Annotated in this window: 18 protein-coding genes; 11 read left to right on the forward strand and 7 right to left on the reverse strand. The window is 63.0% G+C overall.

Annotated elements, in window-relative coordinates; genetic code table 11:
• Positions 1-8: 8 nt before the first annotated feature.
• Positions 9-245 carry a hypothetical protein gene (locus BCA01S_RS20910; RefSeq protein ID WP_020067863.1) on the reverse strand — a complete coding sequence of 79 codons (237 nt, stop codon included), beginning with the start codon at positions 243-245 and terminating at the stop codon, positions 9-11.
• A gap of 187 nt (positions 246-432) precedes the next feature.
• Here BCA01S_RS20910 and BCA01S_RS20915 point away from each other — a divergent pair, with 187 nt between their 5' ends.
• The 4 genes from BCA01S_RS20915 to tkt all read left to right on the forward strand — a co-directional run bounded on the left by BCA01S_RS20915 (position 433) and on the right by tkt (position 3,930).
• Entirely contained in the window at positions 433-693 is a 261-nt protein-coding gene (locus tag BCA01S_RS20915) for a hypothetical protein (protein ID WP_027778585.1), read from the forward strand.
• Positions 694-720: 27 nt separating this feature from the next.
• On the forward strand, positions 721-891 hold the full coding sequence (locus tag BCA01S_RS38570) for a hypothetical protein (protein ID WP_020067861.1): 171 nt from the start codon (positions 721-723) through the stop codon (positions 889-891).
• Between the two features lie 211 nt (positions 892-1,102).
• Positions 1,103-1,648 carry a cupin domain-containing protein gene (locus tag BCA01S_RS20925; RefSeq protein WP_027778586.1) on the forward strand — a complete coding sequence of 182 codons (546 nt, stop codon included), beginning with the start codon at positions 1,103-1,105 and terminating at the stop codon, positions 1,646-1,648.
• A 197-nt stretch (positions 1,649-1,845) separates the two neighbouring features.
• Positions 1,846-3,930, forward strand: a complete 2,085-nt coding sequence (gene tkt / locus BCA01S_RS20930; RefSeq protein ID WP_027778587.1) for a transketolase — start codon at positions 1,846-1,848, stop codon at positions 3,928-3,930.
• A 138-nt stretch (positions 3,931-4,068) separates the two neighbouring features.
• Here the strand turns inward: tkt and BCA01S_RS20935 are convergent, their stop codons facing one another.
• The 5 genes from BCA01S_RS20935 to BCA01S_RS20955 form a co-directional block, all read right to left on the reverse strand.
• Positions 4,069-5,154, reverse strand: a complete 1,086-nt coding sequence (locus BCA01S_RS20935; protein ID WP_027778588.1) for a hypothetical protein — start codon at positions 5,152-5,154, stop codon at positions 4,069-4,071.
• Between the two features lie 239 nt (positions 5,155-5,393).
• Positions 5,394-6,470, reverse strand: a complete 1,077-nt coding sequence (gene zapE, locus BCA01S_RS20940; RefSeq protein WP_027778589.1) for a cell division protein ZapE — start codon at positions 6,468-6,470, stop codon at positions 5,394-5,396.
• An 8-nt stretch (positions 6,471-6,478) separates the two neighbouring features.
• A complete protein-coding gene (locus BCA01S_RS20945; protein ID WP_027778590.1) occupies positions 6,479-8,812 on the reverse strand; it encodes a hybrid sensor histidine kinase/response regulator in 2,334 nt (777 codons plus the stop codon).
• A gap of 4 nt (positions 8,813-8,816) precedes the next feature.
• The gene (locus tag BCA01S_RS20950) at positions 8,817-9,620 is read right to left on the reverse strand and encodes an alpha/beta fold hydrolase (protein ID WP_027778591.1); all 804 of its coding nucleotides are present in this window, start codon (positions 9,618-9,620) and stop codon (positions 8,817-8,819) included.
• Between the two features lie 136 nt (positions 9,621-9,756).
• Positions 9,757-10,659 carry a YihY/virulence factor BrkB family protein gene (locus BCA01S_RS20955; protein WP_027778592.1) on the reverse strand — a complete coding sequence of 301 codons (903 nt, stop codon included), beginning with the start codon at positions 10,657-10,659 and terminating at the stop codon, positions 9,757-9,759.
• A 143-nt stretch (positions 10,660-10,802) separates the two neighbouring features.
• Between BCA01S_RS20955 and BCA01S_RS35050 the strand changes: the two genes are divergently transcribed.
• The 7 genes from BCA01S_RS35050 to BCA01S_RS20995 all read left to right on the forward strand — a co-directional run bounded on the left by BCA01S_RS35050 (position 10,803) and on the right by BCA01S_RS20995 (position 19,519).
• Positions 10,803-11,966 carry a ligase-associated DNA damage response exonuclease gene (locus tag BCA01S_RS35050; RefSeq protein WP_042319044.1) on the forward strand — a complete coding sequence of 388 codons (1,164 nt, stop codon included), beginning with the start codon at positions 10,803-10,805 and terminating at the stop codon, positions 11,964-11,966.
• Positions 11,963-13,648 carry an ATP-dependent DNA ligase gene (locus BCA01S_RS20965; RefSeq protein ID WP_027778593.1) on the forward strand — a complete coding sequence of 562 codons (1,686 nt, stop codon included), beginning with the start codon at positions 11,963-11,965 and terminating at the stop codon, positions 13,646-13,648. Before BCA01S_RS35050 ends, BCA01S_RS20965 begins: the two co-directional genes overlap by 4 nt.
• Before the next feature lie 242 nt (positions 13,649-13,890).
• Entirely contained in the window at positions 13,891-14,370 is a 480-nt protein-coding gene (locus BCA01S_RS20970) for a response regulator (protein WP_027778594.1), read from the forward strand.
• Between the two features lie 284 nt (positions 14,371-14,654).
• Positions 14,655-15,521, forward strand: coding sequence for an SDR family oxidoreductase (locus tag BCA01S_RS20975; protein ID WP_027778595.1), 867 nt, complete (start codon positions 14,655-14,657; stop codon positions 15,519-15,521).
• Positions 15,522-15,729: 208 nt separating this feature from the next.
• On the forward strand, positions 15,730-16,272 hold the full coding sequence (locus BCA01S_RS20985) for a (2Fe-2S)-binding protein (protein WP_027778597.1): 543 nt from the start codon (positions 15,730-15,732) through the stop codon (positions 16,270-16,272).
• Positions 16,269-17,273 (forward strand): FAD binding domain-containing protein, encoded by a 1,005-nt coding sequence (locus BCA01S_RS20990; RefSeq protein WP_027778598.1) that lies wholly within the window; start codon positions 16,269-16,271, stop codon positions 17,271-17,273. The genes BCA01S_RS20985 and BCA01S_RS20990 overlap by 4 nt, the downstream gene beginning before the upstream one ends.
• A complete protein-coding gene (locus BCA01S_RS20995; RefSeq protein ID WP_027778599.1) occupies positions 17,270-19,519 on the forward strand; it encodes a xanthine dehydrogenase family protein molybdopterin-binding subunit in 2,250 nt (749 codons plus the stop codon). The genes BCA01S_RS20990 and BCA01S_RS20995 overlap by 4 nt, the downstream gene beginning before the upstream one ends.
• A gap of 196 nt (positions 19,520-19,715) precedes the next feature.
• Here the strand turns inward: BCA01S_RS20995 and BCA01S_RS21000 are convergent, their stop codons facing one another.
• Positions 19,716-20,117 (reverse strand): PRC-barrel domain-containing protein, encoded by a 402-nt coding sequence (locus tag BCA01S_RS21000; protein ID WP_027778600.1) that lies wholly within the window; start codon positions 20,115-20,117, stop codon positions 19,716-19,718.
• Positions 20,118-20,124: the final 7 nt, after the last annotated feature.

Below are 20,124 nucleotides of genomic sequence, written 5' to 3' on the forward strand. Positions count from 1 at the left end.
TGCGCTCGTCAAGGCATTCCACCGAGCGACGGCGAGATCGTGCTGCCGCGATTCGGATCGTCCGGATGTTCGTCGGGTACGGTGGGCCGCGCCGACAGCGGCGGATGACTGCGATAGCAGGTGTCGATCGAATCGTTCACTACGCACTGCGCGAACGCGTCGGCATCGCTCTTTTGCGCGAACGTATATAGCGTTCGCTCGACCTGAACTTCCGTGTCGGATATGCGAATGGTCGTCACTGTCATGAAGTGCTCCCTTTTTACAAAGATGAATCCGAAGCTTCAGTTCTAGCGACGCAATGCACGTGCCCACTTTGCCCATGTTGCGACGCTTGCGGGCCGTAACGGGACGCCCTCGGCGTGCGTTCCGATCCAGTCCGGCAGGGTCCGTATGTTGCTGCACTCACGAGGTAGCCGATAAAAGGAGAGCGATATGCAGCCCGACACACCGCGCGAGAATTCCGGCGCTCCCGAGCTTTCGCCGGAAGTGAAAGAACGCAACAAACCGAGCGGCACGCAGTACGTGGAGCCGAGTCCCCTCGGCATCGAACCGGTCACGCAGACCGGGGTCGACAAGCAGACCAATCCACCGCGCTCGAACGAACATCCCGAGCAGACCGCCGAGGTGCCGCTCGGCACCGGCACTCACGGCGAGCCTGCGGGCGGCGGCGGCCGCGCGTCGCACAAGAATTGATGCGGTCAACAGCGAACGGAGAGACATATGCAACAGGACAACCAACCCCTGAACCCGGGCGATGAAGCGCCCCCCGACGCGCCCGGCGTCGGGGAAGATATCTGCCCGGCATGCAAGGGAACCGGCAAAGTAGAGGAAGTACAGTGCACCGTGTGTGGCGGCACCGGCAAAGTGCTGCAGGGCATCGGCGGCGGCTGAGCGGTTTGCTCGAGCGTCGCTGTGTTGTTGTGATCGCATGGCGAGGGCGCGACCGCCGCCCGTCGCGGCGGTTTCATGCGAGTTAAATGCGTCGTGGGACCGACCTGGGCAGCGCTATGCCTCCGGAGCGGGCGCGCTTTATGCGGCGCTGCAATATCGCGCCTCGCGGCATACCACGCCGGACGCGCCCCGCTACCCACAGGAGCCAACCATGCAGGAACATTCGAAGCACGGATTCGACGCAGCGCAGACCGAGTACGAAGCCTTCATGCTCGAACCGCACGACTGGGTACCGAATAACAGCAAGCTGCCGGTCGTGATCTACAGGCAGGCAGTGGACCCCGCGATCGGCGACCTCGCCAAGGCGTTCGAGTTGCTGTTCGCACGCAACGAATGGCCGCCGCAGTGGCGCGACGGCATCTTCGACTACCACCACTTTCACTCGACCGCACACGAAGTGCTCGGCGTGTCGGACGGTTCCGCGGATGTGATAGTCGGCGGTCCGGCCGGCAAATTAGTCAGCGTGTCCGCGGGCGACGTCCTGTTGCTACCCGCCGGCACCGGCCATTGCCTGCAATCGTTCGAAGGCCGCTTCCGCGTGGTGGGGGCGTATCCGGCAGGCCAGCAGTGGGATATCCGCCGCGAAGCGCTGACCCCGCAGGAGCTTGCCGCAATGCACGCGCTGCCGTTCCCGAAGATGGACCCTGTCGACGGCAAGCACGGCCCTCTTTGCGAGCATTGGCTGAAAGCGGCCTAGCCGCGCCCGTCGGCGCGCCTGCTAGCGCTGCAGCAACGAGCCCGATGTCACGTCGCGTGCAGATTTGCGCGCATCGGCGCATCATCCATGAGGCTTGCTGAGCTCTTCATGCGTTGTTTCCCCTGAACACCGCTTGCCGGCGACGTCGCGGCAGCGCGCGCCGGCAATGTTTCCAACGGCCGAACAAGGAGTGTCCCATGCAAAACGATCCCGCCCTCGATCAGTTGTGCATCAATACGATCCGCACGCTGTCGATGGACGCTGTCCAGAAGGCCAATTCCGGCCACCCCGGCACGCCAATGGCGCTTGCGCCGGTTGCCTACCATTTGTGGCAAAACCATTTGCGCTACGACCCGGACGAGCCGTTGTGGCCCAACCGCGACCGCTTCGTACTGTCGGTCGGGCATGCGTCGATGCTGCTTTATTCGCTGCTGCATCTGGCGAACGTGAAGGCGGTGGACGAAGACGGCAAGCCGACCGGCAAGCCCGCTGTCTCGCTGGAAGACATCGAGCGTTTCCGCCAGATCGACAGCAAGACGCCGGGCCACCCTGAGTACCGGATGACGACGGGTGTCGAAACCACGACCGGTCCGCTCGGCCAGGGTCTGGGCAATAGCGTCGGCATGGCGATGGCGGCCCGCTGGTACGAGAACCGCTTCAACAAACCGGACGCGCCGCTCTTCGACTACCGCGTCTACGCGCTGTGCGGCGACGGCGACATGATGGAAGGCATCTCGCACGAAGCGGCCTCGCTCGCGGGCCATCTGAAGCTGTCCAATCTGATCTGGATCTACGACAGCAATCGCGTGACGATCGAAGGACATACCGACCTCGCCTATAGCGACGATGTCGAAAGCCGCTTTCGCGGCTACAACTGGCACACGCTGCATGTGAACGATGCGAACGACGCGGCGGCGCTCGAAGCCGCATTCGTCGAAGCAAAAAGCATTACCGACCGGCCGACGCTGATCGTGGTGAACAGCATTATCGGCTGGGGCGCACCCAACAAGCAGGACACGTCAGCGGCGCACGGCGAGGCGCTCGGTGTCGAGGAAGTCGCGCTCACCAAAAAGTTTTACGGCTGGCCGGAAGACAAATTCTTCTACGTGCCCGAAGGCGTGCACGAACGTTTCGCCGCGGGCATCGGTGCGCGCGGCAAGGCGGCGCGCACCGAATGGCAGGCGAAGTACGACGCCTATAGCAAGCAATATCCGGAACTGTCGCGCGAATTCGCGCTGATCGAGGCGCATGAATTGCCGGTTGGCTGGGACAGCGACATTCCGACCTTCGACGCGGACGCCAAAGGCATGGCGTCACGCGAGTCGTCGGGCAAGGTGCTCAACGCGATTGCCGCGCGCGTTCCGTGGATGCTCGGCGGCGCGGCCGACTTGGCGCCGTCCACGAAAACGAATCTGAAATTCGAGGGCGCGGGCAGCTTCGAGCATGACAATTACGGCGGCCGGAATCTGCATTTCGGCATTCGCGAGCATGGAATGGGCGCGGTGGTCAACGGCCTCGCGTTGTCCAATTTGCGGCCGTTCGGTTCGACATTCCTGATTTTCAGCGACTACATGAAGCCGCCGATCCGCCTGTCGGCGATCATGGAAGTCGAGTCGATCTATGTGTTCACCCACGATTCGATCGGCGTCGGCGAAGATGGCCCGACGCACCAGCCTATCGAGCAATTGGCGTCGCTGCGCGGCGTTCCCGGCTTAACGGTGCTGCGTCCGGGCGATGCAAACGAAGTAGCCGAAGCGTGGCGCGTCGCAGTCACGCAAAAGCGGCGTCCTTCGTGCATCGTCGTGTCGCGACAGGCGCTGCCGACTCTCGACCGCAGCCGTTATGCATCGGCCGAGGGTGTGAAGAAGGGCGCCTATGTGCTCGCCGACGCGCCCGACGGACAGAAGCCGCAAGTCATTCTGCTCGCGACGGGCAGCGAGTTGTCGATTTGCGTCGACGCGTACGAGAAACTGAAGAGCGAGGGCATTGCCGCGCGAGTGGTGTCGATGCCGTCATGGGATCTGTTCGAGCGGCAGGACGAAGCCTATCAGGACGCGGTGCTGCCGCCCGACATCGACGCGCGCGTGGCCGTCGAGCAGGCCGCCTCGCTGGGCTGGGACCGATACGTCGGCCGGCTCGGCGCGCAAGTGGTGATGCACACGTTCGGCGCGTCCGCGCCGCTTTCCGATCTGAAGAAGAAATTCGGCTTCACGCCCGAGCATGTGTACGAAGCTGCAAAACAGCAGATCGCGCGGGTGCAGGCAAAGCGCAGCCAGGAGTAGTGCGTAAGCTGTAACCTGAGCAGCGGCGGAAGCAGCAGCGAAAAAGCCGGCGGTATGAAAACCGCTGGCTTTTTATCGAGCGTCGGCGCTGACTGTGAGAAGGCGCAAGCCGTTGTGTCCGACCCGCTTCAGCTCAATTCAATTCGCCGGAATCGTCACAACAGGCGCTTTGCTGCTCGTATCTGCCTCCGCGAGCGCCATCAGGTTTTGCACGACCGTGAATGCGTATTTCGAGTCGAAGTCGTTGCGATCGACCCAGTATGACGACGTCCCGTACGGAATCATCACGTACGCATTGTCAGGCGCACTCTCGCCCGAGTGAATGATGATCGTCGGTCTCGTTTCTCCGCCGATGAGGCCTACGGTCGGCTTCGTCGACCCGTCGGTTATGCGCTCGACGGGCACCTGCACCTGTGCACCGAGATCGGTCAGGATGCCTAGCACCGAGCGCGTCACCATCGGAATCTTGTCCGCTTTCTGCCATGCGGAAGAAGGCCCGTAGACGATCTCGTAGCTCCGCGTTTTCGACGACAGATGCAGCAACTTGCGCACGCGGGCCAGATCGGCCGCCGTTTGCGGCGACTCGCCGCTCGTGGTCGCTCCCATCACCAGAAACACGCTCATCTGCTCGTTTTTCGTGCCCACGTTGCGCGATTCGACGTTCAACTCGCCTGCTAGTTGCAGGCGGCGCAGCGAACGCAGCAACTCGAAAAAGCCGGGCGCGCCCGCGCTGTTTTCTCCGCCGAGCGCATTGCCGTTCTGCAAGCCTCCCACCGATTGCGCAGTGATGCGCAAGAGCAGGTCGATTGGAATGCCGCCTTCGGCGAGAGGCAGCACGAGTGCGGGCGCAAGCGGCCGGATGTAAGCGGAGGCGAACGCTTCGCCGGTCGTCGGCGTGAACGTAAAGGTAGGGTGATTCGAATACGACACGCTGCCGGTGGCGAGTGCGTAGTTCGGCTGGCTGCCGGAGCCCGCGTTAGCGGTCGCGCCGCCGCTGGCGTCGAACGTGTAGGCGGCGATGATGCTGCTGACAGTCAGAAACGCAGGCGCGTCGCCATAACGAAGGCCGACCACCGCCGCAAGAATCTCGCGTTTCTTCGCGTCGCCGAGTGCACGCGCATAGTCGACCTGATCGGCTTTCAGGCGCGAGGGTCCGATATGCACGCAGGCAGAGGAAAGACATGCCGCGCAAAGCGCGGCGGCGACCGAAGCGGTTCTTACCATGTTGATAAAAGGGCGGAACGCATATCCGCTGAAGAATGAGTGCGCAACGGCGGTAGCAGGTCGTGTTCCCGGACGCGTGGTGGGCGCGCGTGAAGAAGGGTGTAATCGAGGCTACACAGCGCGATTTGCGGCACTACGCAGTGAGGAACGCTTCGCGAACCGGTTAGGCGAATGACGCGAACGACCATGGCCTTTGCAAGAATTGCAGCCCCGCTTTGCGCATAGCCAAACCTGCTCGGTTAGCGCTCAGGCGCACTCGCCGCGGACGCGTCCGTCGCCTCTTCGAGCGTGCTGCGATAAGCGCGCGATTGCATCTCCGCGAGCCGGCTCAGCGTTCTCGATAGATCATGCGCGCCTTCGAGTCCTCGCAAGGCCGCATGAATCGGCTCGTCCGATGCGATGAAAAGCGCACGCTTGCGGTCGTAAAGAATGTCGACCAGCCACACGAGCCGCTGCAACGTGTGCGCTTTCGTGAGCCATTCAGTATGCAGGTTATCGACTATGAGTCCATGCCATCGCTCGGCGAGGTCCAGATAGTCGAGATGCGAACGGCTGGCCACACACAGTGTTTCGAAGTCGGCCCACAGCAGCGCCGCGCCCACCGCGTGTGCCGCGAGCGGACGTCCTGCGGCACTGATTTTCGTCGATTCGAATGCGCCGCTGCTTTCGTAGCGCAGGAAGATTTCACGCAGCGCGTTGTGAGCGGCTGCATCGAGCGGGGCGAACAAGTGCGGCGTGTCATGCTGTTCGCCGCCGAAGCGATAGTCGCGCGCGCCGTCGAAATGGATCACGCGGAAATGCCGCTTGATCTGCTCGATGGTGGGCAGGAAACGCTCGTGAAACTCGGGGTCGGATAAAAGGCCGTCGGGCGCATAGTTCGATGTCAGCATGATGCGCGTGCCGAGCCTGATCGCCGTGTCGAGAAAGCGGCCCATCAGAAACGCGTCCGCGATATCGTGCACGTGGAATTCGTCGAAGCATAGCAACTCTATGCCATCGAGCCATTGCTTCGACACGGAGCCGAGCCTGTCGTCGCCACGCGGTTTGTTCACGAGGCGCTGGTTCATCTCGCGGAGAAACTCGTGAAAATGCAGGCGCCGCTTCTGGCAATCCGCGAGTTCGAACGCGGTATCGACCACGAGACTCTTGCCGCGTCCAGGCAGTCCATGGCAATACACACCCTGATATCGCGATTCAACGCAGCTTGCTGCGGACCCAGCCAGAGCGCCGAGCGCCGCGATTGCGTCGCGCTGCCTCGCATCCGGCACGATGCCGCGCGCGGCGAGACTGCTGGTAATGTCCGCTTCTTCGAACATGCGCGCGCTCATTCGGTCTGATGTCCGCTGAGCACGCGCTGCAGTTCACTCGGGTCCACCGGCTTCGTGAAGTGATGATCGAAGCCGGCCTCCACCGCTGTCTGTTTGTCCTGCTGTTGACCCCAGCCCGTTACCGCAATCAGGCGGATGCCGGCGTCCGGATAGTCGTTGCGAACCCGTCGAGCGACTTCATAGCCGTTCAGGAGCGGCAGACCGATGTCAAGAATCACCGCCTGTGGGGCGAATTCGGCGATCACAGCAAGTCCCGCGACCCCGTCGCTCGCCGTGCGCACCTGGTGGCCCTCCAGTTCGAGCACCATTGCGAGGCTGTCGGCGGCGTCCGCGTTGTCGTCGACAATCACGATCCGCAGTCCGGCGGCCGGCGGCTTGTCGGCTTGCGTGCTGTCAGCGGGCGCATCGGCGGAACTCGACAGCGGCAGCCGGATTACGAATTCGCTGCCGGCGCCGGGCCCGTTGCTGAATGCCGCGACCGTGCCGCCGTGCAATTCCGCAAGACCGCGCACGAGGGCGAGTCCAATGCCGAGTCCGCCTTGGGAGCGATCGAGCGCGGGTGCGAGTTGCGAGAACATTTCGAAGACGCTGTTCAGATGTTCGCGAGGAATGCCGATGCCCGAATCGCGCACCGCAATCACGGCCTGGTTGCCTTCACGATGTGCGGTGAGCGAAATGCTGCCGCCTGGCGGCGTGTACTTCGCTGCGTTGTTCAGCAGATTGAGGATCATCTGTGAAAGGCGGGTCGGGTCAGCATCAAGAAAAAGCGGCTCGGGAGATAGCGTCACGCTCAGACGATGGTCGGACGCGTGCACGATCGCACGCGCGGCTTCCACCGCGGATTGCATCGCGCGCGCGAGTTCGAGCCGCTGCTTGCGCAGTTCGAGTTTGCCTTGAGTAATACGTGAGACCTCGAGCAGATCGTCGACAAGATGGGTCATGTGCTGCAATTGACGGGAGAACACGTCGCGCGACCAGTTTAGTTGCGGATCGCTGAATTCTTTCGCGCGCAGAATTTCGAGAACATTGCGCATCGGCGCAAGCGGATTGCGTAGCTCATGCGCAAGCGTCGCGAGGAATTCGTCCTTGCGGCGATCCGCGTTCGAGAGCTCCGCGTTAAGCCGCGTGAGTTGCTGCTCGGCATGCCGCCGCTCGGTAATGTCGCGATTGATGCTCACCGCGCCGTAAATGTCGCCGCGCTCGTTGGCGAGCGGTTTGACCACGGTTTCGCAAACGCCGCGCGAACCGTCGCGCCGCACGAACGGCAACTCGCCGCGCCACGTGCCGTACGCGCCGAGACTCGCGAACACTTCGCGACGAATGCGCAGCGCATCTTCAGGCGGATGAAAGATCGAGACGTGCTTGCCGAGAATCTCGCGCAGCCGGTAACCGAGCATGCGTTCGCCGCCGACATTGAAGTCGGTAATGTTGCCGCGCAGATCGGTGATCACGATTGCATCGCTCAAGTGCTCGAAGATTGCAGCCTGGCGCAGCAGCACCGTCTGCGCCTGCTTGCGTTCGGTGATGTCGATGCCGAGCCCGTAGACCGTCAGCGGCTCGCCACGCTCGTCGTAAGTGGCGCGGCCACGGCCTTCCATCCAGCACCAGTCGCCGCTTGCATGCAGGAAGCGGAATTCGGCGACGTAGTCGTCGCGGGTTCGCACCGCATGATCGACGGCTTCGTTGAGCGCGAGCAGATCGCCCGGATGAATCAGTTCGAAAAAACCGCGCGTTGTAATGGCAAGGCGTCCTTCGGCGTAACCCGCGAGCGCTTCCAGTTCGCGGCTCCACCAGAACTTGCCGGTCTTCGGTTCGTGCGACCACGCGCCCATGCGCGCGCCGCGCATGGCCAGACTCAATACGTCGCGGCTTTCCTGCAATTCCCGTTGCGCCCGCTGATGCGCGGCCACCGAAGCCTCCGCATTACGCCGCGCGAGCACAAGTTCCTGCTCGTACTTATGACGATCTGCGACGATGAGCACCGCGACTTCGATGTAGCTATGTTCGCCGTGCACGCGGCGCACTGCATTGAGCAATGTCGGCACCGTGTGGCCGTCGCGATGCAGCATGCTCAGCTTGACCTCGGCGACAGAGCCCTGCATTTGCAGAAGCGGCGCCCAATGCGTCTGATAAAACACCTTGCCGCCCGTTGTCAGCAGGTCCTGAAGGCTGATGCCGGTCGTAAGCTCCGCGGCGCCATAGCCGATCCATTCGCAAAACGTTGCGTTGGCGCGCACGATGCGCCCGTCGGTGTCGGTCACGACGAGGCCGCAGGCAGCGTGCTCGAACAACGCGTCGGCGAGCGGCAAGTGGCGGTCGGTACTTTGCATTGCGTTAAGTTGGCGTCGTCCGCAGGAAAGCGCTGATGGCCTCCGCAGTCGCGCGAGGCGCGCTCACGTGCGGACAGTGTCCATTGTTCTCGACGACGCGAAGCGTGCTGCTACGCATCGTGCGATGCATGTACTCGCCGACCGGACGCGGCGCGACGACGTCTTCGCTTGCTTGCAGAATCAGCGTGGGCGTGACGTTCATAGGCAGCAGACCGCGATGATCGGAGAGAAACGTGACACGTGCAAACTGGGCGGCGATCCGCGGATCGGTCCGGCAAAAGCTGTTAATTAATTCAACGCCGAGCTCAGGCTGGTCCGGCGCGCCCATGATAGCGGGTGCCATTGCGCTGGACCAGCCGAGGTAGTTGTGCTCGAGCGTGAGCAGCAGGTCGTCAATATCCTCGCGCGTGAAGCCGCCGATGTAATCGCCAACGTTCACATAGCAGGGCGAGGGGGCCACCATCGCCTGAGCGGAAAAAAGCTGCGGGGCTTCTAGCGCGGCGAGCAGGCCGATCATGCAACTCACCGAATGGCCGACGAACACGACCGGCTCGTCGGCCACTTCGCGCACGAGCTCGATCAGGTCGCGCGCATAGCCGTGCAGCGAATCGTATTTGTCGACGTCGTATGCGGCGAGGTCCGACGAGCCGCTGCCCACGTGATCGAATAGCACGATGCGGTAGTCGTCATGGAATGACGGTGCGAGGCGGCGCCACATGCTCTGGTCACAGCCGAAGCCGTGCGCGAACACCATGGTGCTCGGGCCGCGTCCGGAAATATTCACGTTGTTGCGCTGGATGATGCTCATTGTCGAGTCCTGGAGCGTGCCGGGATGGAAGCGGCGGATGCGCTCGGTCCGGCCTCCGTCAGAATGTTACCGCAGTCTCGCGCCGCCGCCGCCACTGCACGTCCGCGCCGATTCGCCGCGCTGCGGCTTGCAGGTTTCATCCCGTCTTTATCGGCTGCTTTGGCGCGTTCTGCGGCTCGATGCCGAAGCGCTCGTATTGTGCAATCACCTGTGCGCCGAAAAGCAGCAACGTGGCGAGCCATTCCAGACTGAAGAGAATGACGATCGCCATGGTGAGCGAACCATACACCACGCTAACCTGTGAAAGCGTCGCGAAGTACCAGACCAGCACATGCCGCGTGATCTCCCACAACAGCGCAGCGACGATGCCGCCGAACAGCGCATGCTTGAGCGATGGCCGTCCGACCGGCATGACCATATAGATCGACGTCAGCAGAAAGACTTCGCCGGCAAGACCCAGCAGATACAGCAGAACGCGCGAAGCGCCCTGCAACGAAACATGAAGCCCGAACAGGTCGATGCCTTCGGCGCCCACGGCTTCCAGTCCGCTCGACACGAGCGTGACGATCAACGCGCCGACGCCGAGGAACAGGATGTAACAGTAGGGCAGAAGCGCCGAGAGTAGAAAATGCCGCCGCCGTATGACCACACGGTGTACGAAGATCAGCGACATCGCGTTTTCGAGTACCGTGAATGCGAGTGAACTGAAGAACAGCATCGTCACGAACAGCACCCAGCCGATCACCGCGCGGTGAGCGAGAAAATTGGCAAGCTCACGCACGAGTGCTGGGGACTGGCCCGGCACGAGCCATTGCAGCAAGTGACCCAGCGCCGGAAGCAGAATGTGTTGCGGCACGATACGGGAAAGCGCGATCACAATGAGGATCATCAGCGGCACGATGGAAAGCAACGCGTAGTACGCGACCGCGCCGGCGAGCAGCAAACCCTGGTTGGCCCGGAACGCCTTCATCGTTTCAAGGATGAATCTGCCCGGATGCTTCGCGACATTGAGTGTGCGTTCATCGATGATGGAGTGCATGGGGCCTCGCCACGCGCGCGGCGCGCCGCCGACGGACGGCGCATGCCGGTGCGCTTCTGCATAGGTTAAGCAAGAAAGCCGCCACGCGCACCGCCACCGCGCAGAAAAGTGTGCAGGAATACGCCTTGCTTTCGAGGTGCGACATGGCATCCGAATCGACATCGAACACATCCAACTCATCGAACATCGCAGCGGAAAATGCGGACTCCGGGGACCTCGTTATCGCGCGGCCCGAGGGTCTGTATTGTCCGCCCGGCGACTTCCATATCGATCCCTGGCAGCCCGTCGAGCGCGCGGTGATCACGCATGCGCATTCCGATCACGCCCGCTTCGGGCATCGGCGTTATCTTGCGTCGCGTGCGGGCGCAAACGTGCTGCTGTCCCGCCTGCCTGACATTTCGCTGCAAACGCTCGCGTATGGCGAACGGCTCGATATCAACGGGGTAACCGTGTCCCTGCATCCCGCCGGACATGTGCTCGGGTCCGCGCAATTGCGCATCGAGCACCGCGGGCGCGTGTGGGTCGCATCCGGCGATTACAAACTCGACCCCGATCCGACCTGCGACGCATTCGAGCCCGTGCGCTGCGATACATTCATCACCGAGTCGACTTTCGGTCTGCCGATCTACCGCTGGGACGCACCGCAAACCATATTCGACGGCGTCGATTCATGGTGGCGTCATAACGCGGCCCAAGGGCGCGCGTCCGTGCTGTTCTGTTATTCGTTCGGCAAGGCGCAGCGCGTGCTGGCAAGCGTCGACGCGGGCATCGGCCCAATCTTCTGTCATGGCGCGGTCGAACCGCTCAATCGCGCTTATCGCGAGGCGGGCGTGCGGTTGCCGCCGGTACGTCTCGTCAGCGAAATTGCACCCAAAGACAAGGCGGCATTCAGTCAGGCGCTGATCGTCGCGCCGCCGTCGGCGCAAGGCAGCGCGTGGCTCAAGCGTTTCGGCGACTATAGCGACGCGTTCGCGTCGGGATGGATGCGCTTGCGCGGCGCGCGCCGCAGGCGCGGCGTCGATCGCGGGTTCGTGCTTTCGGATCATGCGGATTGGCCGGCGCTGCAAACGGCGATTGGCGCGACCGGCGCGGGCCGCGTGATCGTCACGCATGGTTCGGTCGAACCGATGGTGCGCTGGCTGCGCGAGCAAGGGCTGGATGCAGGCGCCTTCGTGACCCAATACGGCGACGATACGGTCGAAGCGGATGCATTGGGCGGCGACGAAGCCGTGCCGGGCAATGCGCCGCCCCCGCCAGGCGATGCCGCGCCCGTGCATGAGTTCGACGATGCCGCGAGCCGTTCATGAAGCGCTTCGCTGCTCTTTACACCGCGCTCGACGCGACAACCTCCACGCACGACAAGCTCGAAGCGCTGACGAGTTACTTCGCCGTAGCGGAACCCGAAGACGCCGCGTGGGCGTCGTACTTCCTGGCCGGCGGCAAGCCGCGGCAATCGGTGCCCACGCGTCTTTTGAGCGAATTCGCCCGCGAACGCGCGGGATTGCCCGCATGGCTTTTCGAGGAGTCGTATCACGCAGTCGGCGATCTGGCGGAGACCATTGCGCATATTCTGCCGCCCGCGCAGCGCAGCTCCGAACTGGGTCTCACGCAATGGATCGAGCAGCGTGTGCTGACGTTGCGCGGTCTTGCGCCTGATGAGTTGCGCACGCGTTTGTTCAGCTATTGGGACGAGCTGGACTGGGGCGAGCGTTTTCTTCTCACGAAGCTGATTGGTGGAGGCTTTCGCGTCGGCGTCGCGCGGCAGTTGGTGGTGCGTGCGCTCGCGCAGGTCGCCGGAGTCGATCATAAGCGGATTGCGCAGCGCATGGTCGGATGGACCGATTCGCGGCAGAAGCCGGACGCCGCGCGTTATCTGCGTCTTATCGCACCCGACGCGCCCGACGCCGGCAACGCTGGCGAGCAGCAATCGGCGGATCGGCACGACAGCGATCTGGGCCTGCCTTATCCGTTCTTTCTCGCGCATCCGTTGCAGACCGATCCCGAGACGCTTGGCGATCCGTCGCGCTGGCTGATCGAATGGAAGTGGGACGGCATACGCGCGCAACTCGTCAAACGCGGCGGCCGTGTGTGGTTGTGGTCGCGCGGCGAGGATCTGATCACCGACCGGTTTCCGGAAGTGGCCGCGTTGGGCGAGGCGTTGCCTGACGGCTTCGTGATCGACGGCGAAATCCTTGCCTGGGAGCCGGGCGCCGCCGCGCCATTGCCGTTTGCGCGCCTTCAACCGCGCATCGCACGAAAGAGCCTGACGAAAAAAATCCTCGCCGATTCACCCGCCGCGCTGCTTGCTTACGATCTGCTGGAAGCGCACGGCGAAGACTTGCGAATGACGCCGCTCGCCGAACGGCGCGCGCGTCTGGACGCGTTGGCTGCATCGCTCGACGGCACGCTGTCAGGCGACTTGCTGCGAGTCTCGCCGCAGGTTTCCGGAGCCGACTGGCGCGCGTTGGCAGCGTTACGCGAAGAGAGCCGCGCACGGGGTGTCGAGGGCTTCATGGTGAAGGAGCGCGAGTCGATGTACGGTGTTGGCCGCACGAAAGCTTCGGGCACATGGTGGAAATGGAAGATCGATCCGTATGCAATCGACGCGGTACTGGTTTACGCGCAGCGCGGACACGGCAGACGTGCGAGCCTATACACTGATTTCACATTCGCGGTCTGGGACGAAGCCAACGGCGTGCGCATGCTCGTGCCGTTTGCGAAGGCGTATTCGGGTCTTACCGATGAGGAAATGCGCCAGGTTGACGCAATCGTACGCAAGACTACGATCGAGAAGTTCGGACCGGTGCGCAGCGTGACGCCGACGCTCGTATTCGAAATAGGCTTCGAGGGCATCCAGGCGAGCACGCGTCACAAGTCCGGCGTGGCCGTGCGATTCCCTCGCATGCTGCGCTGGCGCACCGACAAGCATATCGACGACGCGGATACGCTCGCGATGCTCAAGGGTTTCATCGACGATCGCGCGGCCTGACCGCCGCGGTAGCGCATAAGCAACGACTACGCAACGAATAAGCAACAAACACGCAACGACTTCGTAAGACGGATCGGCAACGATGCATTCACGATACATCGACGACAAACACCGCCGCTGCGAGATCGCGGCCCATTCAGAGAGCATGTCACCAGTGATGCAGTGCAACGCGGGAGCGAATCTTGCAACCGGGCGGCGGGTGCCGTGATGCGGCGCGCGCATGCACCAGGGAGAACGTAGTGATGCTCGACAACCAGTTCGACAACCAGTTCGACAACCACTTCGACGACAGCGAAGACGTGGTCGTGTGGCGGCCAATCCAGTATGCGATGGCGTCGCACCGGCGCGTACTCGTCGTGGACGACTATCGAGAGGCGGCGGACGCGCTGCAGATGTTGTTGAACGCGGACGGGTTCGAATGCCGTGCGCTCGAAGATCCGCACGCGGTTTGCGATATGGCGTCGCAATGGCAACCGTTCGCCGTGGTTCTCGACATCAAGATGCCTGGCCTCGACGGCCTGGAACTGGCGCGGCGTCTGCGCGCGCATCCGTCCACCGCGCATATGCTGCTGGTCGCCTGCACGGCGTTTGCCTCGCGCGACGACCGCGCTCGCGCACGCGCCGTCGGCTTCGACGCGCACTGCGCGAAGCCGTTGACGCCGGAGCGTCTGCTGCGCGTGCTGGAGTCGGCTGCGGCGCTGCATGCGGTGGGGTCGCCGTAAAGCCTGCGCGCCGTTTGAAAAAACTGCGGTGTGTAAGACCCAGTTTCCGACCTGCGTCCCGTTGTCTATTACGTGTTGCCGACTCCCTCCGTTCGCTCGAATTGCCGCGCAGCGCATCCCATTTCCTTGCGCGTTTTCTTCGCAGATGTCCGATTCATGTCCCATTGTGCAGCGGCAATGCACCAGAAAGCCGCGTCATGCGCGGGCCCGAGGGTTGCTGACTCTGTCGCACCGCCGTGCTTTTTGCACGCTGCGCAGGTTAAACAGCTTTCTGGAGGTTTTATATGAGCGACACAGAACGTCCCACGCCGCCGTTCAAAGGACAGCAGCAGGATCAGACGCCGGGCCGCACCGCGGAGATGAACCCGCAACCCGATCACGGCGAGAAATCGTATAAGGGCTCGGGACGCCTCGCAGGCAAGGCAGCCATCATCACTGGCGGCGACAGTGGCATTGGCCGCGCAGTCGCCATCGCATTCGCGCGTGAAGGCGCGGACGTTTTGATCTCCTATCTGAACGAAGACGACGACGCGCGCGAGACCGCGCGCTGGGTCGAAGAGGCGGGCCGCAAGGCGGTGCTGGTGCCAGGCGACATCACGAATCCAGCGCACTGCAACGCGATTGTCGACAAGGCGATCGAGGCGTTCGGCCGGCTCGACGTGCTCGTGAACAACGCGGCCTACCAGATGACCTACCCGTCGCTGGACGAAATCACCGACGAGGAATGGGACAAGACGTTCGATACCAACATCGGCGCGATGTTCCGGATCACACGCGCTGCAGTCAGGCACATGAAACCGGGCGGCGCGATAGTCAACACCACGTCGATTAATGCGGACCATCCGAATCCGGGCCTGATCGCATACGCGACGACCAAGGGCGCGATCCAGAACTTCACGGGCGGCCTTGCGCAACTGCTGGCTGAAAAAGGCATTCGCGCGAATTGCGTCGCGCCGGGACCAATCTGGACGCCGCTGATTCCGTCGACCATGCCGCCTGAAAAAGTCGAAAAATTCGGAGAGCAAGTACCGATGAAGCGACCGGGTCAACCGGCCGAAGTCGCGCCGGCCTACGTGATGCTGGCGTCCGACGAAGCGAGTTACATCTCTGGCGCAACAATCGCCGTTACGGGCGGTTCGCCGATTATTTAGGCCTGTTGAACGGATGCCGAAGAGGCCGCTGCTTGCGCGACGAAGCCCAAGCGGCGGTCCTCAAAGTCGCGGCTCAATTGTTCGATCGACGCAACGCTGCACGACCGGTGCGGAGCATTGCAATGCTGTCCTGCCGGGCACGGCGCTTGCGCGCGCCAAGGGTTCGTCTTGCGCTCGCCGTACGTACCCATCGTCAGGAGAAACCCCCATGAATTCACCCACTGCGGAAACGCTGCTGGACGTTGCACCGAGCGACGTCCAGCGCGTGCCGGTGAGCTTCGACATCAACGGAAAAAAGCATGAATTCGAAGTGGAAGCCTGGACCTCGCTGCTCGACTTGCTGCGCGAGCACTGCCATTTGAGCGGAACGAAGAAGGGCTGCGATCACGGGCAATGCGGCGCCTGCACCGCCATTGTGAATGGCCAGCGTATCAACACCTGTCTCGCGCTCGCGGTGGTTCACGACGGCGCGTCGATTACGACAATCGAAGGACTCGCGAACGGCGAAACGCTGCATCCGGTTCAACAGGCGTTCATCGACCACGATGCATTTCAGTGCGGCTACTGCACGCCAGGACAGATCTGCTCGGCCGTGGCGATGCTGCAGGAAGGCCATGCTAGAACCGCGGACGACGTGCGCGAACTGATGAGCGGCAACCTGTGCCGCTGCGGCGCTTACACCAATATCGTCGCCGCGATTCTCGACGCAGCGGAGCTTGCGGATAAGGACCACCAGGGAGTGAGGCCATGAACCGCTTTTCGTACACGCGCGCAAACGAGGTGTCGCAAGCGATCGAACAGCATCGTGCAAAGGCCGCCGCAGCGTTCATTGCGGGCGGTACCAATCTGGTCGATCTGTGGCGCGAGAACGTCGTGCATCCGCAGGTCGTGATCGACATCAACCGCTTGCCGCTTAAGCTGATCGAGCCGACTGCCGCGGGCGGACTGAAAATCGGCGCTCTCGTGACCAACAGCGCAGCCGCTTACGACCCGCAGATTGCCGCGCGCTATCCGTTGCTCTCCAAGGCGATTCTCGCGGGCGCCTCGCCGCAGATTCGCAATGTGGCGAGCGTGGGCGGCAACCTGCTGCAGCGCACGCGGTGTGTCTACTTCTACGATGCGGGCACGCGCTGCAACAAGCGCGAACCCGGCACGGGTTGCCCAGCATTGGAAGGCGTGAACCGGATGCACGCGATTCTCGGCGCGAGCGAACACTGCATTGCGGTGCATCCGTCCGATATGTGCGTGGCATTGGCCGCGCTTGATGCAACGGTTCATCTATCCGGGCCCGACGGAGCTCGCGTGTTGCCGTTCGCCGACTTTCACCGCTTGCCGGGCGACACGCCTCACATCGACACCAACATGCGTGACGACGAACTGATCACCGCGGTCGAGTTGCCGAAGCAGGGCTTCGCGCAGCATCACGCGTACGTCAAGCTGCGCGACAGGGCCTCCTATGCGTTTGCGCTTGTCTCCGTGGCACTGGGACTTGAAATCGACGGCGACGTGATCGTGAATGCGCGTTGCGCGCTCGGCGGCGTTGCGCACAAGCCGTGGCGCAATACGGACGCTGAAGCGTCGCTGCAGGGCAAGACATTGAGCGCGGAGACGGTACGCAACTTTGCCACCGACCTGCTGCGTGACGCACAGGGCCGCCGCGGCAATGCGTTCAAGGTCGAATTGACGGCGCGTGCGATCGAGCGCGCATTTCTGGGCGCGAGTCAACGTTCGTTCGAGGAGTCTGGGCTATGAACCGTGTTGAAACTTTGCCTGCTCTGCGCGCGAGCGGCGTGCCGCACAAGCGCGTCGACGGCAGACTGAAGGTGACCGGCGCCGCGCAGTACGCGGCCGACTTCACCGCCAATGGACTCACGTATGGCTTCGTCGTGTCGAGCACGATTGCGGCGGGGCGCATCGTGTCGATCGATTCGTCGGCCGCGCTTGCGTTGCCGGGCGTGCTGCATGTGCTGACGTATCAGAATCGCCCTGAGTTGCCTCGCGAGGACAAACCGTACAAAGACATGGTTGCGCCCGGCGGCAGCCCGCTCAGGCCGCTGTGGGACGACCGTGTGTGGTACAGCGGCCAGCCTGTTGCGCTCGTGCTTGCCGAGTCGCTCGAACTCGCGCGTCATGCGGCGTCGCTGGTTGACGTGCGTTATGAGTCGGCGCCGCACCGAACGGATATGGGCGAGGCGCTCATGGATGCCGAGCCGCCTTCGACGGAGAAGGGCGGCTTCGACCCGCCGCCCGCGCCGCGCGGCGACGCCGACGCTGCGTTGGCCAGCGCCGTGGCGCGTGTCGATGCGTTCTTCAGCACGCCGGCGGAATATCACAACCCGATGGAAATGCATGGCTGCACAGTCGTACCCGACGAGCACGGCCACTTGACCGTGTATGAAAAGACACAGGGCGTCGTCAACACCAAGTCGTATCTGACGGCAGTGTTCGGCTTGAGCGACGAGCAGGTGCAGGTGGTGTCGCCTTTTGTCGGCGGTGCATTCGGTTCGGGCTTGCGGCCGCAATATCACCTCGCGCTTGCGGTCATGGCGGCGCTCGAATTGAAGCGCCCAGTGCGAGTGACGTTGACGCGCCAGCAAATGTTCACGTTCGCGCATCGGCCGCAGTCGATTCAGCGCGTGGCACTGGGCGCGGGCGCCGACGGCAGGCTGCAGGCGGTGATTCACGAAGCCGTCTCCGAGACTTCCCAATACGAAGATTACTGCGACGTGGTGGTGAACTGGGCCGGCCAGCTATATCAATGCGACAACGTAACGCTCGGCTACAAGGTCGTGAGGCTCGACGTGCCGACGCCCGCCGACATGCGCGCGCCGGGCGCAGCGCAAGGTCTTTTCCCGCTCGAAGTGGCAATGGACGAATTGGCCGAGTCGTTGCAGATGGACCCGCTCGAACTGCGCCTCATCAACTACGCCGAACGCGATGCGAACAAAAATCTGCCGTTCTCCAGCAAGGCGCTGCGCGAATGCTATCGCGAAGGCGCCGCCCGCTTCGGCTGGGACAAGCGGCCGCTCGCGCCGCGCGCGCGGCGCGAGGGCACTGAGCTGATCGGCTGGGGCATGGCGACGGGCGCATGGGACGCGATGCAAAACGAAGCGTCCGCGCGCGCAGTGCTCACGCGCGACGGCCAGGTGACTGTGTCGAGCTCGACTGCGGATATCGGCACCGGCACCTACACCGCAATGACGCAAATCGCGGCGGACGCGCTCGGTGTGCCGCTTCACGACGTGGTGTTCGAGCTCGGCGATACACGCTTGCCGAAAGCGCCGCTCGAAGGCGGGTCGTGGACGGTGTCGTCGGTGGGAAGCGCGGTCGATGTCGCGTGCAAGCGGCTTCACAACCGTCTCGTGGAGCTAGCGCGGCAACATGGCAGCGCTCGTTTCGCGAGTGTGGCGCGCGAGGAGATCAGGCGGGCAGGCAAGCAGATCGTGTGCGGATCGGGCACCGAAGACGCAATCGCAATCGACACGCTACTGGAGCGCGCCGGCCTCGAAGCGCTCGAAGAACAAGCCAGCGTGAAGCCGCACGAAAAGCAGCAGGCATATTCGATGGGCACACACTCGGCGGTGTTTGTCGAAGCGCGCGTGGACGAAGCGTTGGGCACCGTGCGCGTGACCCGTGTGGTGAGTGCCGTGGCCGCGGGTCACATCGTCAATCCGAAGACTGCGGCGAACCAGGTGGCGGGCGGCGTGGTGTGGGGCATCAGCATGGCGCTGCACGAGGAAGGACAGTTCGATCACGACATCGGTCGGCAGATGAACCACAACCTTTCCGAGTATCACGTGCCGGTCAACGCGGACATTCATGACATCGACGTGCTGTTCGTCGAGGAGCACGACGATATCGTCAATCCGCTTGGCGTGAAGGGCGTAGGTGAAATCGGCGTGGTGGGCGTGGCGGCTGCAGTGTGCAATGCGATCTGGCATGCGACCGGCAAACGCGTGCGGGAATTGCCGATCACGTTGGACAAGCTGTTCGCGTGAATGCCGGTTGTCGCGCGGATTGCAGCGGATCAATGCGGAACAACCCGGCAAGAAGCGGAAAAACGTCGGGAAATGCAGAGCGGGGCTCGTTAGCCGCGCTCTGCTTCTTCCATTGCGCTGCGGCTCAATCTTCGCGCTGTGCGTATTCGCGCAGCGCGAGGCGCGCCGAAACGTGCCCCAACATCAAGCCACAGCATTAGTCGGCGTATTTGAATTCCGGCAGCGCTTCTAGCGACTTTTTGGTCGCCTCTGGCAGTACCACGCGACGATTGTTGATCTGCAGATCGTTGAACGGAACCGCCACGAGATGCTTGCCCAGGCCGAGAAAGCCGCCCACCGACAGAATGGCGTAGGTGCCGCGGTCGCCGCCTGGCGAGACGATCAGATCGTCGACAGTTCCAATGTTGTCCTTGTTCTTGTTGAAGACGTCGGCCCCGGCCAGCTTCGACGCGCGATAGCCGCTCGCAAGCTGAACCACGTCGGTGCGCCTCTCTGTGATGGATTGCGGAGCGCCCTGTGCATAAGCGTTGCCTTGCGACGCGAGTGTGCTGAGCAGCAGTGCTGCTGCAAGCAGCGGTCTGGCCTGCGTGCTTCTCATGATCGTT

The sequence above is a fragment of the Paraburkholderia caledonica NBRC 102488 genome (genome assembly GCF_000685095.1).
Lineage (GTDB): Bacteria > Pseudomonadota > Gammaproteobacteria > Burkholderiales > Burkholderiaceae > Paraburkholderia > Paraburkholderia caledonica.